The sequence below is a fragment of the Parabacteroides sp. AF21-43 genome (genome assembly GCF_003635435.1).
Lineage (GTDB): Bacteria > Bacteroidota > Bacteroidia > Bacteroidales > Tannerellaceae > Parabacteroides > Parabacteroides distasonis.
The window spans coordinates 325,728-340,189 of the sequence record NZ_QTMG01000001.1 but is presented as its reverse complement, the minus strand read 5'-3'; the positions used below and the strand labels follow the sequence as shown (position 1 = coordinate 340,189).

15 protein-coding genes are annotated in these 14,462 nt (G+C 45.1%); 11 read left to right on the top strand and 4 right to left on the bottom strand.

Going from position 1 to position 14,462, the window contains the following annotated elements:
- The first annotated feature begins 66 nt into the window (after positions 1-66).
- A complete protein-coding gene (locus DWX84_RS01540) occupies positions 67-627 on the top strand; it encodes a hypothetical protein (protein WP_005854369.1) in 561 nt (186 codons plus the stop codon).
- A complete protein-coding gene (gene miaA / locus DWX84_RS01535) occupies positions 627-1,526 on the top strand; it encodes a tRNA (adenosine(37)-N6)-dimethylallyltransferase MiaA (protein WP_005854367.1) in 900 nt (299 codons plus the stop codon). Before DWX84_RS01540 ends, miaA begins: the two co-directional genes overlap by 1 nt.
- Before the next feature lie 127 nt (positions 1,527-1,653).
- Here the strand turns inward: miaA and DWX84_RS01530 are convergent, their stop codons facing one another.
- Both DWX84_RS01530 and DWX84_RS01525 read right to left on the bottom strand, forming a co-directional pair.
- Positions 1,654-2,025, bottom strand: coding sequence for a DMT family protein (locus tag DWX84_RS01530; protein WP_005854365.1), 372 nt, complete (start codon positions 2,023-2,025; stop codon positions 1,654-1,656).
- Between the two features lies 1 nt (position 2,026).
- On the bottom strand, positions 2,027-2,773 hold the full coding sequence (locus tag DWX84_RS01525) for a tRNA 2-thiocytidine biosynthesis TtcA family protein (protein WP_005864345.1): 747 nt from the start codon (positions 2,771-2,773) through the stop codon (positions 2,027-2,029).
- A 111-nt stretch (positions 2,774-2,884) separates the two neighbouring features.
- Here DWX84_RS01525 and DWX84_RS01520 point away from each other — a divergent pair, with 111 nt between their 5' ends.
- From DWX84_RS01520 to rpiA, 5 genes are all read left to right on the top strand, one after another.
- Positions 2,885-4,333, top strand: coding sequence for a tetratricopeptide repeat protein (locus DWX84_RS01520; protein ID WP_005864344.1), 1,449 nt, complete (start codon positions 2,885-2,887; stop codon positions 4,331-4,333).
- A gap of 8 nt (positions 4,334-4,341) precedes the next feature.
- Entirely contained in the window at positions 4,342-4,830 is a 489-nt protein-coding gene (locus tag DWX84_RS01515; protein ID WP_005864342.1) for an NfeD family protein, read from the top strand.
- 10 nt (positions 4,831-4,840) lie between these two features.
- The gene (gene floA / locus DWX84_RS01510) at positions 4,841-5,833 is read left to right on the top strand and encodes a flotillin-like protein FloA (protein WP_005854361.1); all 993 of its coding nucleotides are present in this window, start codon (positions 4,841-4,843) and stop codon (positions 5,831-5,833) included.
- A gap of 88 nt (positions 5,834-5,921) precedes the next feature.
- On the top strand, positions 5,922-6,791 hold the full coding sequence (locus DWX84_RS01505) for a nucleoside phosphorylase (RefSeq protein ID WP_005864339.1): 870 nt from the start codon (positions 5,922-5,924) through the stop codon (positions 6,789-6,791).
- Between the two features lie 13 nt (positions 6,792-6,804).
- Positions 6,805-7,509: a ribose 5-phosphate isomerase A gene (gene rpiA / locus DWX84_RS01500; RefSeq protein WP_005864338.1), complete on the top strand. Its 705-nt coding sequence runs from the start codon at positions 6,805-6,807 to the stop codon at positions 7,507-7,509.
- Here the strand turns inward: rpiA and DWX84_RS01495 are convergent.
- Positions 7,499-8,245, bottom strand: coding sequence for a nitroreductase family protein (locus tag DWX84_RS01495; protein WP_005854358.1), 747 nt, complete (start codon positions 8,243-8,245; stop codon positions 7,499-7,501). The two genes, rpiA and DWX84_RS01495, sit on opposite strands and share 11 nt — an antisense overlap.
- Positions 8,246-8,266: 21 nt before the next feature.
- Positions 8,267-9,451, bottom strand: a complete 1,185-nt coding sequence (locus DWX84_RS01490; RefSeq protein WP_005854357.1) for an AAA family ATPase — start codon at positions 9,449-9,451, stop codon at positions 8,267-8,269.
- Positions 9,452-9,528: 77 nt separating this feature from the next.
- Here DWX84_RS01490 and DWX84_RS01485 point away from each other — a divergent pair, with 77 nt between their 5' ends.
- The 4 genes from DWX84_RS01485 to DWX84_RS01470 all read left to right on the top strand — a co-directional run bounded on the left by DWX84_RS01485 (position 9,529) and on the right by DWX84_RS01470 (position 14,420).
- Positions 9,529-10,647 (top strand): DUF362 domain-containing protein, encoded by a 1,119-nt coding sequence (locus DWX84_RS01485; protein WP_008780034.1) that lies wholly within the window; start codon positions 9,529-9,531, stop codon positions 10,645-10,647.
- A gap of 8 nt (positions 10,648-10,655) precedes the next feature.
- Complete coding sequence (mnmE, locus tag DWX84_RS01480) at positions 10,656-12,041, top strand: tRNA uridine-5-carboxymethylaminomethyl(34) synthesis GTPase MnmE (protein WP_048927560.1); 1,386 nt, start codon at positions 10,656-10,658, stop codon at positions 12,039-12,041.
- A gap of 272 nt (positions 12,042-12,313) precedes the next feature.
- Positions 12,314-13,192, top strand: a complete 879-nt coding sequence (locus DWX84_RS01475; protein ID WP_122377394.1) for a helix-turn-helix domain-containing protein — start codon at positions 12,314-12,316, stop codon at positions 13,190-13,192.
- 115 nt (positions 13,193-13,307) lie between these two features.
- A complete protein-coding gene (locus DWX84_RS01470) occupies positions 13,308-14,420 on the top strand; it encodes a site-specific integrase (protein ID WP_122377398.1) in 1,113 nt (370 codons plus the stop codon).
- Positions 14,421-14,462: the final 42 nt, after the last annotated feature.

The window sequence follows — 14,462 nt, the reverse complement described above, 5'->3', positions numbered from 1 at the left end:
TAGCGACGTATATTGGGTATATCCATATTTTTACTACTTTTGAGGCGATAATAAAACTAAACGACTATGCTATTTAGATTTCTAATCCTATCAGATGAAGCAGATGACTTCAAGCGCGAGATCAAGATTGATTCCGAGTCTACTTTCTTGGATTTGCAAAACGCCATCCTCGACTCTGTAGGTTATACAAAGGATCAAATGACCTCTTTCTTCATATGTGACGATGACTGGAGTAAAAAGACAGAGATCACATTAGTGGAGATGGATACCTCTTCCGAGGAAGACAGCTATGTCATGGCCGATACTCAACTGGAAGAATTGTTGGAAGACGAGCACCAAAAACTACTTTTCGTTTTCGATTATATGACCGAACGTGCCTTCTTCATGGAACTTCGTGAGATCGTTCCGGGAAAAGACTTGGATGCTCCTATTTGCAGCAAATCGGTAGGTACGCCTCCCGCCCAAATAGTTTCTTTCGATGAGTTCGAGGCTAAGAACGGCAGTACGGACGTAGGAGAAGATTTTTACGGGGATTCCGAATACGATATGGACGAATTAGACAAAAGCGGCTTCGACGGTTTAGGCGAAGGCCCGATGGATAATCCTTACGACGACGAGCGCTTTTGATGAATTCCCTCGTTATATTACTTGGGCCGACAGGAGTCGGAAAGACCGAGTTAAGCCTCCAAGTGGCGGAACGTTTCGGCTCTCCGATTATCTCTTCCGACTCCCGTCAGCTCTATAAAGACCTTCCGATCGGCACGGCTGCCCCTACACCGGAACAAATGGCTCGTGTCAAGCATTATATGGTAGGCACTCTCTCGCTTACCGATTATTACAGCGCCAGCAACTTCGAGGAAGACGTGGTCTCCCTCCTATCCGAATTACATAAAACGATCCCGACCGTCGTAATGACCGGAGGCTCTATGATGTACATCGATGCCGTATGTAAAGGTATTGACGATATCCCGACAGTTACACCGGAGATCCGGGATGCCCTATACATGCAATTTGAAACCGAGGGACTAGCCCCTATCCTCGCTGAATTAAAAGAAGCAGACCCTGTCCATTATGAGGAAGTGGACCGGAATAATTATAAACGAGTGATCCATGCCGTAGAGATTTGCCGGATGACAGGCAAGCCTTACTCCTCCTTCCGCACGAACATTAAGAAAGAGCGTCCGTTCCGGATCATCAAAGTAGGGCTTAATAGAGATCGCGACGAATTATGCGACCGCATCAACCAACGTGTAGATCTAATGATGAGCGAAGGATTATTGGAAGAGGCTCGCCGGGCTTATCCCTTCCGTCATTTGAATTCCTTGAACACGGTAGGTTATAAAGAATTATTCAATTACTTCAGCGGAGAATGGACATTAGACCTCGCCGTGGAGAAAATCAAACGAAACTCCCGGGTCTACGCCCGGAAGCAAATGACTTGGTTTAAACGGGACCCAGAAATAACATGGTTCCATCCGGATGAGACCGAAGCTATATTTACACATCTGAGCCAACAGATCATATAGCGTTTTAACAATGCCCATTATAAGGTGTTTACAATGGGCATTATAAACATGCTTGAATAGGCATTGTAAGCATCTTACAATAGGCATCAAGGTTTTCCGCTGATTATCAAAGCCAAATGCAACGACTTTATTTCTTGAAAACCAGATAAACCGCCGCTACCAAGAATACGAAAGCAAGCGCATGGTTCCATTTAAACGACTCCCCCTTAAAAGCGATGGTACTGAAGGCCACGAATACCACCAACGTAATCACCTCTTGGATCACTTTCAATTGAATCAAGTTGAACGGTCCCCCGTTATCCCGGAAACCGATGCGATTCGCCGGTACTTGGAAACAATACTCAAAAAAAGCGAGAAACCAACTAAACAGGATTACGCCAAACAAAGGAAGATGCTCGAACCAGCTAAACTGTTGCTTCATCTTCAAATGACCATACCAAGCGCATGTCATAAAAATATTAGACACGATCAACAATAAAATTGTATAAACACTTTGCATATTATCTTATTTTTCGAGGTAAATAATCTTCTTGTATATTCGTCATGCTCCCCCAAAGGCTGTAACGAGCCTCCGGATTGATCGCTTCCAGACTTCTCAGCAGCTCTTTCATATCCGAACGACTGGAACCCGACTCATAAGGACAGTTCTTCAATTGTTTCCGGTACCCTTTCCATACGGCGACCTGAATCAACTCCCTCTCTTCCACCAGACACATCGGACGGATAATCTCCATATCAAACTTATCCATTCTCAACCGGGGAGGCATTGTTCCGAAAGCCCCTTGGTGGGTCAGGTTCATCAACAGTGTCTCTAGGATATCATCTTGATGATGCCCTAGCGCAATCTTATTGCATTTATGAGCCTTAGCGATCTCAAACAAAGCTTTCCGGCGAGTCCAAGAGCATAAAAAGCAGGGGGATTTGCGAGTGTCCGTAGAAGGATCGAAACTTGTCTCATGGACAATGAAAGGCAAATCATGCTCCTCTGCGCAACTTCTAAGATATTCCCGATCCGAACAATAAGGGATATTCGTCATCACGATATGTGCTACCACGACCTCAAACCGAGGACAATAGATTTTCGACCTGCGCCCCAGTAAATCCACCAAGGCCAAGGAATCTTTTCCTCCGGACAACCCGACCAAGATCCGGTCGCCATCATTGATCAAGCCATAGTCGAAAATCGCTCTCTTTACCTTATCCTCTATCTTGCGAAACAAACGTTCGTCCTCTGTCAATTTTGCCATATACTTCCTTTACGGGCGCAAAATTATATATTTATCTTTTCGATTTGTATGCCTCTACAAAAATATTCTTATCTTTGAAACTGCATAACTATATAATCTAGAATAGACAAAATGAAACGGTTATCCAAAAAGCTGCTTTATACGCTAGGAGTTACACTCCTATGCGGAGGAATGCAACTACATGCGCAAAGTCTTGATCAGGCAAAAAAATTATATAACGACGGGAAATACGCAGAAGCAAAACCTGTGTTCGAGAAACTAGTGAAACAAGCGCCAAGCAATGCCTCTTACAATCAATGGTATGGTGTTTGCTGTTTCGAGACCGGAGATTTAGCAGGAGCGGAGAAACATCTTAAGGTTGCCGTAAAGCGTAGGGTACAAGACGCTTATCGATACCTTGGAGAAGTATACTACCAGACCTATCGTTTTGACGAAGCCGAGGAGATGTTCGACGAATACATCACCCTCCTAACAAAAAAGAAACAAGATGTGGAGCCTTACCAGATCCGTATGGACTTGGCGAACAAAGCAAGCCGTATGCTTGATAAGGTAGAGAATGTCCAGATTATCGATAGCTTGGTCGTTGATAAAGATGATTTCTTATCAGCCTATACCTTAAGCGAGGAAAGCGGTACGTTGACCACTTACCAAGATTTCTTCCAGACTAACGATCCGGGCAACTCATCGGTATACATGAACCAGAAGGGGGATAAGATTTATTACGCCCACTCGACAGACGGTAACCACAATTGTCTTTTTACCCAATCCAAGCTCATGGATCAATGGGGAGACGAGAAACAGTTACCGATGAATATCAATAGTGACGCCGACGATGGGTATCCATTCGTGCTATCCGATGGCGTAACGATTTATTACGCATCCAAAGGGAACGGCTCTCTGGGCGGATATGATTTATTCGTCACTCGCTACAACATCAATTCCGATACTTATCTTACACCGGAGCAATTGGGCATGCCCTATAACTCCCCGTTTAACGATTATATGATGGTGATCGACGAAGCCAAGCAATTGGGATGGTTCGTTTCCGACCGCTATCAACCGGAAGGAAAAGTCTGCGTATACCTATTCATCCCGAATGACAACCGCGAGCGAGTAGATAGCGAGGATATCGAACTAAAACGTGCCCGGGCCTCTATTGCCTCGATCAAGGATTCATGGAAACCCGGATCGAATTACGAAGAGCTTATTCATTTAGCTCATACCGAGATTCCTTATGGACGTATAGAAATAAAGAAAGATTTCACGTTCCCGATCCATGATGATATCGTTTATTACACCTTAGACGATATCCAAAGTCCGGAAGCGAAGAACTACTACGAGAAAGTAGTTTCCATCCATAGACAGATCAAGGAGCTAAATGAGAAACTAGAGAGTTTACGAGCCAGCTACATCAAAGGGAATAAGGCGAAGCGAGAACAACTGAAGCCTACGATTCTTGATGCGGAAGAAAAGTTAAACAACCTGCTCGCTCAACCGGACGAATGGGAGAAAAAGGCACGTAACGCAGAGATCGTATACCTAAGAAACAACCATAAATAAGAAGAACTATGCTACTGGACATAGCCATCATCGTCTTCCTCATGGTAGCGGCCATCCTACTGATACTGGCTGAGATATTCCTTCTTCCGGGAATAACACTCGCGGGTATAGGCGGGGCTATTTTCGCTATCGGCGGAGTCGTTTTCGCTTATACGGTAGGTATATGGGTAGGGCATCTGACTTTATCCTTATCAATCATTACATTCGGAATAATCTTCGCTTGGTTATTGCGTTCCCGGTCTTTTAACAAGATCGCTTTAAAGACAGATATCGATTCCAAGCTGATATCCAGCAGGGATCTCGGAATAGAACCCGGAGACGAGGGGATCACGCTCTCACGCTTAGCCCCTATCGGCAAGGCCCGGATTAAAGGTATTAACGTGGAAGCGAAATCTCAAGACGAATTAATCGATGAGAACACGCCGATCGTAGTGATCAGGGTAGACAGTTACAACGTAATTGTCCGTCCTAAAGAAGAAACAAATATTCACGCTTAATTTTATATATATGGAAATAACCTTTTTGCCACTTATCCTATTGGGGGCCGCAGTACTTCTGCTGGCAATCTTTTTCTATTATGTGCCGTTCCTGTTATGGATCTCGGCCAAAGTATCGGGAGTCAATATCTCCTTGATCCAGTTATTCTTGATGCGTATCCGAAAGGTTCCTCCCTACATCATCACTCGTGCGATGATCGAAGCGCATAAGGCAGGAATAAAGACGCTTACACGCGACGAGCTGGAAGCGCACTATTTAGCGGGTGGACATGTCGAGAAAGTAGTGCATGCGCTGGTTTCCGCGTCGAAAGCGAATATCGACCTTCCTTTCCAGATGGCTACCGCTATCGACTTGGCCGGACGTGACGTATTCGAGGCTGTACAAATGTCGGTAAATCCGAAAGTGATCGATACCCCTCCGGTAACAGCGGTAGCAAAAGACGGAATCCAGTTAATCGCCAAGGCACGTGTCACCGTTCGTGCGAATATCAAGCAATTAGTGGGTGGTGCCGGAGAAGAGACGATCTTAGCCCGTGTAGGTGAAGGTATCGTATCTTCCATTGGTTCATCCGAAAGCCATAAGACCGTATTGGAAAATCCGGATTCCATCTCGAAATTAGTGCTTCGCAAAGGGCTTGACGCCGGAACAGCTTTCGAAATCCTTTCCATCGATATCGCCGATATCGATATAGGTAAGAACATCGGCGCTTTCTTGCAAATGGATCAAGCTCAAGCGGATAAGAATATCGCTCAGGCGAAAGCCGAGGAACGCCGTGCGATGGCTGTCGCCCTCGAGCAAGAGATGAAGGCGAAAGCACAAGAAGCCCGTGCCAAGGTGATCGAGGCAGAAGCGGAAGTTCCCAAGGCAATGGCAGACGCTTTCCGCACAGGAAACCTAGGCGTAATGGACTATTACAAGATGAAGAACATCGAGGCGGACACTTCTATGCGTGAAGCGATAGCTAAACCGACCGGTACTCCATCAAAACCATTAAAGGACTAAAATAGTTATATACATGGAACTATCTCCAAGGGCAGGGTCGCACCTTGCCCTTTTATGATTAAAAGTAAACTTAATTAGCTGATCGAATATGAGAACAATCCCCGCTTCAGAATTAGCGATCCATTCAGATGGTAGTGTTTTCCACCTGCATTTAAAACCAGAACAACTCGCGGATCGTGTGGTACTTGTTGGTGATCCCGCACGAGTTACAACCGTCGCTTCCTATTTTGAGTCTCAGGAATGTGAGGTTTCCAGCCGGGAGTTTCATACCATCACAGGCCAATACAAGGGAAAACGTATCACGGTTGTATCCCATGGCATCGGTACAGATAATATTGATATCGTATTAAATGAGTTGGACGCTCTCGCTAATATTGACTTCTCAACCCGTACGATCAAGCCGGAATTCAAGCAACTTTCCCTAGTTCGTATCGGGACTTCCGGAGGGTTACAGCCATTTGTCCCGATTGGGACTTACGTAGCTGCGGAGAAATCGATCGGATTCGATGGAGTCATTTATTTCTACGCAAATAGTAATTCCGTTCGTGACGCAGACTTGGAATCTGAATTAATAAAACAGCTTGATTGGCGGCTTAGCGGCATATGGCCTTATGTCGTATCGGCAGATCCATCGTTGATCGAGCAAATCACCCGTAATGATATTATCCGGGGAACGACTATCGCAGCCAATGGCTTCTACGGGCCGCAAGGGCGCGAGCTCCGATTGCCCTTGACTGATCCGGAATTGAACCGGAAAATAGAGGCTTTCGAGTACAACGGGCGAAAGATTACGAACTTCGAGATGGAGAGCTCCTCTTTAGCTGGTCTGGCCGCTCTCATGGGACACCGGGCAATGACCGTATGTTGTATTATCGCCGGACGTGTGGATAATCATATGAATACGGATTATAAAGGTTCTTTGGAGGAACTGATTGAAACTGTATTAGACCGTATATAATAATATCAAGACTATGAAGTGGGATCATTCACTAATCGATACGTTGGAATGGGGGAATCAGATCTCCCATAAGGAAGATAAAATAAAGATAGCGGACCTTATCGCATCTAAAGTCGAAAACGGACAAGTCATAGGTGTTGGCTCCGGTTCTACCTCCTATCTAGCGTTGATTCGCATAGCGGAACGTATCCGGACGGAACGTCTTTCCATCTTGGCGATCCCCACTTCATTAGAAATCCGGATGACTTGCGCCCAGCTAGGCATTCCGGTTACCAGCCTGTTTTCCCACAAGCCGGACTGGACCTTCGATGGGGCTGATGAAGTAGATTCCCACTTTAACTTGATCAAAGGGCGTGGAGGCGCCATGTTCAAGGAAAAGCTATTAATCAGTTCCAGTCCGCAGACCTATATACTGGTCGATCCTTCCAAGAAAGTGGAGAGGCTGGGAGCTAAATTCCCGATCCCGATAGAGATTTTCCCGGAAGCTCTCACCTATGTAGAGGACAGACTCCAGCGTTTGAATCCCGGTGAGATAAAACTTCGTATGGGGCAAGGTAAGGATGGACCGATCATTACCGAGAATGGCAATATGATCCTAGACGTATGGATGGACTATATCCCTGAAAATACAGAATCCACTCTCAAGTCGATTACGGGCGTACTCGAGAGTGGACTCTTTATGAACTATAAGGTAGAAGTATTAGGGCTTACTTCATGAATCCTTGTTGTTTCAATACCTTCAAGAGCACCTCGGAGAAATGTTCACTATTTTTCTTCGTATAGCGTACGTCCGTAAAGACCTGCGCCAGTGTTTCCTTATTATTCTCCCTTACAAACTGCTTATTCACCTCTAATGCCTCTTTCTCACTATACAAGGCATCGATGGAAGCCGGAGTAAAGTCCGTATAAGTCTCGTTTTGTACCACAGCCGCCAATGGTAAACGTTCTACTTGAGCGGGTATAGGCTCTGCCGGATAACCCACCGTAACCGTAACGATCGGGACAACCAGACGGGGAAGAGAAAGCGCCTCAATGATCTGGTCCGCATTATAAGCCGTCGTACCCAGATAGCAAATGCCTAAGCCTTTTTCCTCAGCGGCATTGCAGAAACTCTGGGCGAACAACATCGCATCTATCGTCGAAGCGATAAACGTTTGTAAATTATCGAATCCGGCCTCCGCTTTCCTGCACTCCGCCCATTTCACGAAACGGTTCGCATCCGCACAAAAAGTAAGTACCACCGGGGCTCCCGTAATCATTGGTTGGTTAAAATGAGCCGGAGCCAGTTTCTCTTTGTTCGCAGGGTCGCGGGTAACCACGACACTATACAATTGCATATTTCCTGTATTCGAGGCACGAGTAGCCACTTCCAATAATTCATTCAGCAAAGACTCCGGGATATCCTGATCCGTATATTTACGGATACTTCTTCTATTCTTCATGCATTCTAACATAGTAATCCTATTTTTAAATTCTCAATAACTAAATCCTAATATCCATGCCGGCATACGGTTAAACACGCTTTTCGGTAACCCGTAGATAGCCGCATAAGCGTCGGGTACGAAGCGGAGACGATCATATCCCCTTAAGGGATCACCTACGGCGAAGATATATTTACCGCCAATCAAGAAATCTCCGTTCTCCATGAATTCCACGTTCGCCACGGAACGCATCTGGCTTAAGAAATAGGTTTCACACATCAATTGCCGATTCTCCTTATCTCCGAAAAAAGAGATCAGCAAGTTGGTATCCCCCATAAAGACTTTCTGCTTGGCCGGAGTGGTTCCCAGTTGGTCTGCCGAGTAATAAATAAGCCTCACATCGTGAAAGAAACGCAACAGGCTATCGCTTTGCTGACGAAGCATATTTGTCTTACGGGTTACATCAATCGATTTCGGACGTAAAGGAGCCGACTCAGCCACCATCATAAAATATTTTTGAGCTCGTTCCAGATTACTCATCGAAATAGAAACCACCGAAGGCAAATCCCGGCAAATCTCTTTTCTCACTAATTCTTGCAGACGGAAATAATACATATCCGGGTCTTGCCAATAAAAAGGATAACATCCATGTTCCAGATAGTTCCGGTAAATCGGCACAATATTCATCTCCGCATTGATCTCCTTCACCAAATCATGATGGTTCGCTAAGATATCCTCCAACGGAATGGGATCTTTATCCAGAATGCTTTCGTAAGAAAGGAATTCACGGAACGACATCGGATGCATGGTATAAAAAGCAGCCTCATGCCTTAACCCGTTCCGCACCTCTGTCTGCGAGTACAAAGAAGTGGTAGCGAAAACAATCTTTAAGGCGGGGTTGGCATCCAATAAAGTTGAGACCTCTTCCATCCAGCCCGAATAGAAATGGATCTCATCCAAAAACAAATAATGCCCCCCGGCTTGCAGGAACTCCTTAACCGCATCGGTCAATGAATGTGTCTCAAACCAGAAATCATCCAGATTCACATACAGGGCTTCCCGTGAATCTTCAAATTTCAACTTAATATGCTGTAACAACAAGGTAGTCTTACCAACCCCTCGAGAGCCGAAGATGCCGATTAACCGATCCTCCCACTCTATCCGTGCATGCAAATAACGCAGGAATGTACAATTTATTCCTTTCAACAATAGCTGATGATTCCGCTGAAGCAAGTCCATATACAAATCTGTTTTACGCGAATATAAAAAATGTTCCGTGTTTTTCGTACCTTTGTCAACACTAAACCAATAAAAAGATGAATACATCCAAAGTCTACTTTACTAATTTACGCACGACCCCCAGCAGCAACCTGCTGGATAAGATGGAACGTCTGGTAAAACGTGCCGGTATCGCCAATATCGACTTCAAAAATCAATTTGTAGCCATTAAGATCCACTTTGGCGAACCGGGGAATTTGGCATACATTCGTCCTAATTACGCCGCTCGCTTGGTAAGCCTGTTACGTGAATTAGGCGCGAAACCGTTCCTTACCGATTGTAACACCTTATACTCGGGCCGCCGCTCCAACGCTGTCGATCATCTTCAAAGCGCCATGGAAAATGGGTTCAATCCCATGTCCGCCGGTTGCAACGTTATCATCGCCGATGGCGTGAAAGGTACGGACTACCGGGAAATCGAGATCGACGGACAATATTGCAAGGCCCCGAAAATAGGTGCCGCTATCGCCGACGCCGATATCATCATTTCCATGAACCATTTCAAAGGTCACGAGCAAGCCGGTTTCGGCGGTGCGCTGAAAAACCTCGGGATGGGATGCGCCAGCGTAGGCGGTAAACTGGAATTACATTGTGCCTCACAGCCTCGTATTGATACGGAGGCTTGTAAAGGCTGTAACATCTGTGTAAAGCACTGCGCTCACGATGCCATCCATTTGAATAACAACCGAAAGGCCGAAATTGATTACGAGCGTTGTGTAGGTTGCGGGCAATGTGTGGCTCTTTGCCAGTACGACGGTGCCGTAATGGGCGAAGGTGATACTTCCGAGCGATTGAATTACAAGATCGACGAGTACACGAAAGCCGTATTAGCAGACAAGCCCCATTTCCATATTAGTTTTATCATGAACGTATCTCCGGAATGCGATTGCTGGAATCATAACGATGCCGCCATCATCCCTGATTTGGGGATCGCCGCATCTTTCGATCCGGTGGCCTTGGATAAGGCTTGCGCCGATATGGTTATCAACGCTCCTATCATCGGAGGTAATAAATTAGCCGAGACTCATCCTCACGAACACCTTGAGGGAGAGGATAAATTCCATTTGATTCATCCGGATACGAACTGGCAAGCCGGCCTACGTTATGCGGAGGAAATCGGACTGGGTTCTCAAGCGTATGAATTAATAACGGTTTAATAGACGGAATGAGTACAATTTGCGCTATATCTACAGCTCCGGGAGTAGGAGGAATCGCAGTGGTCCGTGTCTCCGGGCCGGATGCTTTCAAGATTTGTGATCGGATATTCCGGCCGAAGAAGGCAGGTAAGAGTTTATCTACCCAAAAGGCTTATACCTTAACGTATGGTTCCATCGTCGGTAACAATGACGAAACCATAGATGAGGTGATCGCCGCTGTTTTCCGTGCCCCCCATTCTTTCACGGGGGAGGATACGGTGGAAATCACCTGCCACGGCTCGACGTATATCCAACAACAAATCCTGCAATCCCTTATCTCCAGCGGATGCCGTATAGCGCAACCGGGTGAATATACGCAACGTGCTTTCATGAATGGCAAGATGGACCTTAGCCAAGCGGAGGCCGTTGCGGATTTAATCGCCTCCACTTCGGCCGGCCAACATCGTTTGGCTCTAAGCCAGATGCGAGGTGGTTTCAGTAGGGAACTCGCCGAACTTCGAAACCAACTGCTCCATTTCACCTCTCTCATGGAATTGGAACTGGATTTCAGTGACCATGAGGAATTAGAGTTCGCTGATCGTAGCGAGCTTCGCACGCTTGCGGATCATATCGAACAGGTCATCTCCAAACTCGCCCAATCTTTCAGCGTAGGTAACGCTATCAAAAACGGTATTCCCGTCGCCATCATCGGTGAGACGAATGCCGGCAAATCTACTTTACTAAACGCCTTGTTGAACGAGGATAAAGCGATCGTCAGCGACATCCACGGAACGACCCGTGACGTTATCGAGGATACGATCAATATCAACGGCCAGCTCTTCCGTTTCATCGACACCGCCGGTATCCGTGAAACAAGCGATACGATCGAAGCTCTTGGTATTGAACGTAGTTTCAAGGCTCTAGACCAAGCACAAATCGTCATCCTCATGTACGACTTAACCCGTGACCTCAAAGATTTCGAGGCTTTCTATCAAGAAATAGCTCCGAGATTAACGAATAAGTCTGTTATCTTAGCGATGAACAAATGCGATGTATTACCCGTATCCTCTCTCCCGACCTTCTCTTTCCCCACCGAAGGCTGGCATCAAATCGCTATTTCCGCCAAAGGCAAGCTGCATATCGCAGAGCTACAACAACTCCTCACGGAAGTATCTTCCATCCCCACCCTCCACCAAAGCGACATCATCGTAACGAATGCCCGCCACTTCGAGGCGCTTACGCATGCGCTGGAAGCTATACATAGGGTACAAGAAGGTTTGAACTCCAGCCTTTCCGGGGATTTCATCTCGCAAGATTTACGGGAGTGTATATTCCATTTATCGGATATCGTAGGAGAGGTTACGACGGATCAGGTGTTGGGGAATATATTTCAGCATTTTTGCATCGGAAAATGATATATCGCAATTAACCGCAACGAATTAGAACAAACCATAACGAAGTCGCTGAATTTCAGCGGCTTTTTTATTTATCCAAAATCCAGTTCATAGCGATTGGATAGTGTTGTTCACCATATTTTTCTACCGTATTTCTACCGCGAAACAAATTGGGGTTTGTCCCCGATGTCACACTGAGGTAGTCAACAACATGTGTTGACAATGGTTTACATAGGTAGACAAAAAGCGAAATTAAAATTATATGGTTTCACTAAAAATATGGAGAAAACAACATGGAAGTAAAAAGAATTTGCCAATGGTGTGGAAAACCATTCATTGCGAAGAAAACAACCACTAATTATTGTAGCCACCAATGTGCCAGTCAAGGCTACAAACACCGAATGAGAGAACGAAGACTCGAACTTCGTGAGTTACAGGATTTGATAGAAGTAAAAAGTAAACTTGACCATCAAGACTACTTTACTTTTGCACAAGCCGCACAGTTGATGGGCGTTTCTCGCCAATACATTTACAAACTCGTCAAAGAGGATAAGTTGAGAGCTTCAAGAATCAGTGCAAGAATGTCAATCATTCGCAGAGCCGATATTGAACTGATGCTCAAAACCCGCCCCTATGAACGAAGAAGAGTAAAAGATGATCTTGATATAACTGAGTACTACACTGCCGAGCAAATTTCCGAAAAGTACAAAGTATCGCAAAAATGGATTTGGGCATATACAAGAGAGAACAATATCCCCAAAATCCGTATTCGCCAGTTCAACTATTACAGCAAAAAGCATATTGATACTGCGTTTGCCAAATACAAGACAGACGATGCACTGACCGAGTGGTACACTCCTGATGAGATTGAACAAAAGTATGGGATGAGTCGAGTTGCCATCCGCTCCCATGTCTATCGTAACAACATCCCGTCCAAAAAAGAACACGGTCAGATATTCTACTCGAAGCTACATTTTGACCTATCCAAGCAGACTGCCGAAGATAATGCTTCGGAGTACTACACCGTGCAGGAAGCCATGAAGAAATACAATCTCACACGGGATTCTGTCTATGGTATTCTGCAGTTCCACGAAATCAAACGTAAGAAGAAAGGTCGTTTCGTGAGATTCCTGAAAGTAGAATTTGATCATGTAATGGGTGTCAGAAAATAAGCCTAAGTCTGAATTTAGGCAGACCAGAAAATGATTCTAAAAATGAGCATTGTCTGTGTCAAGTCATTACGGACATTTGCAGCAAATCAAGTATAAACTAATAATAATTGTAACCATGTTAGAATGTAAAACAGTAACATTGAGAACACGTCCTTTAAAAAACGGGATGCTTTCTTACTATCTGGATTATTATCCAGGCTATCGTGACCAGGAAACAATGAAAACCATCCGCCACGAAGGATTGAACATTTATATTTATGCCAATCCTAAGAACGAGCGCGAACGTAACTTCAATGCCACTATGTCTGAAAAGGCAGAAGCCATCCGATGCAGACGCTTTGAATCTATCGTAAATGACAGGTATGATTTCTTTGACAGGCACAAACTCAAAGCGGATTTTTTGGAATACTACCGCAGACAGCTTCGTAAGCATGACCAAAAATGGGAATTTGTGTACCACCATTTCTACAACTTCGTTCATGGCAAATGTACTTTTGAAGAAATTGATATTGACCTTTGTAATAAGTTTCGTGAGTATCTGCTAAATGCCAAGCAACTCAGGCGTGACGGTCGCATTTCAAAGAACTCTGCTTCCGGCTATTGGTCAACATTCAGGGGACTTTTGAAAATCCTTTATCGCAATCGGCTAATCACAACCAATATCAATGACTTTTTGGATAAAATCGCAACAGAAGATACTCCAAAAGATTATCTAAGTGTGGAAGAACTATACAAATTGGCAGAAACACCTTGCAAAAAGCCGATTCTGAAAACAGCGGCATTGTTCTCATGTCTGACCAGTCTTAGAATCAGCGACATACTATCGTTACAATGGCATGAAATCGTTGACTTTGCAGCTGGAGGAAAATGTGTCCATACAATTACCCAAAAGACCAAAACAGAGGACATCATTCCAATCAGCGACGAAGCCCTGCAATTAATCGGCTATTCTCCGGAAAAAAACGGATTAGTATTTAAAGGATTGAAACGAAGTTGGACACAGCAACCCATGAAAGAGTGGATTCGCGAAGCCGGTATTACCAAGAATATCACTTTCCACTCCTACCGAAGAACATACGCAACACTTCAAGGAGCAGCCGGCACAGACATACGTACCATTCAAAGTAACATGGCACATAAAAGTATTACCACGACACAACGGTACATGAAAGTTGTGGACAGCAACAAGCGTGAAGCCAGCAACAGAATTTCTTTAATCCGCAAGTAAGAGTTAAGGTTCAAATAATCCCGTTTTTATTGCTCAGAATAT

Excerpts from the sequence above, each read along its gene's own strand:
- DWX84_RS01490 (WP_005854357.1), bottom strand. The coding sequence starts at position 9,451 with ATGGACTTGCTTCAGCGGAATCATCAGCTATTGTTGAAAGGAATAAAT.
- mnmE (WP_048927560.1), top strand. The coding sequence starts at position 10,656 with ATGAGTACAATTTGCGCTATATCTACAGCTCCGGGAGTAGGAGGAATC.
- DWX84_RS01530 (WP_005854365.1), bottom strand. The coding sequence starts at position 2,025 with ATGCAAAGTGTTTATACAATTTTATTGTTGATCGTGTCTAATATTTTT.
- DWX84_RS01525 (WP_005864345.1), bottom strand. The coding sequence starts at position 2,773 with ATGGCAAAATTGACAGAGGACGAACGTTTGTTTCGCAAGATAGAGGAT.
- DWX84_RS01470 (WP_122377398.1), top strand. The coding sequence starts at position 13,308 with ATGTTAGAATGTAAAACAGTAACATTGAGAACACGTCCTTTAAAAAAC.
- miaA (WP_005854367.1), top strand. The coding sequence starts at position 627 with ATGAATTCCCTCGTTATATTACTTGGGCCGACAGGAGTCGGAAAGACC.
- DWX84_RS01520 (WP_005864344.1), top strand. The coding sequence starts at position 2,885 with ATGAAACGGTTATCCAAAAAGCTGCTTTATACGCTAGGAGTTACACTC.
- floA (WP_005854361.1), top strand. The coding sequence starts at position 4,841 with ATGGAAATAACCTTTTTGCCACTTATCCTATTGGGGGCCGCAGTACTT.
- DWX84_RS01475 (WP_122377394.1), top strand. The coding sequence starts at position 12,314 with ATGGAAGTAAAAAGAATTTGCCAATGGTGTGGAAAACCATTCATTGCG.
- DWX84_RS01540 (WP_005854369.1), top strand. The coding sequence starts at position 67 with ATGCTATTTAGATTTCTAATCCTATCAGATGAAGCAGATGACTTCAAG.
- DWX84_RS01495 (WP_005854358.1), bottom strand. The coding sequence starts at position 8,245 with ATGTTAGAATGCATGAAGAATAGAAGAAGTATCCGTAAATATACGGAT.
- DWX84_RS01515 (WP_005864342.1), top strand. The coding sequence starts at position 4,342 with ATGCTACTGGACATAGCCATCATCGTCTTCCTCATGGTAGCGGCCATC.
- DWX84_RS01505 (WP_005864339.1), top strand. The coding sequence starts at position 5,922 with ATGAGAACAATCCCCGCTTCAGAATTAGCGATCCATTCAGATGGTAGT.
- DWX84_RS01485 (WP_008780034.1), top strand. The coding sequence starts at position 9,529 with ATGAATACATCCAAAGTCTACTTTACTAATTTACGCACGACCCCCAGC.
- rpiA (WP_005864338.1), top strand. The coding sequence starts at position 6,805 with ATGAAGTGGGATCATTCACTAATCGATACGTTGGAATGGGGGAATCAG.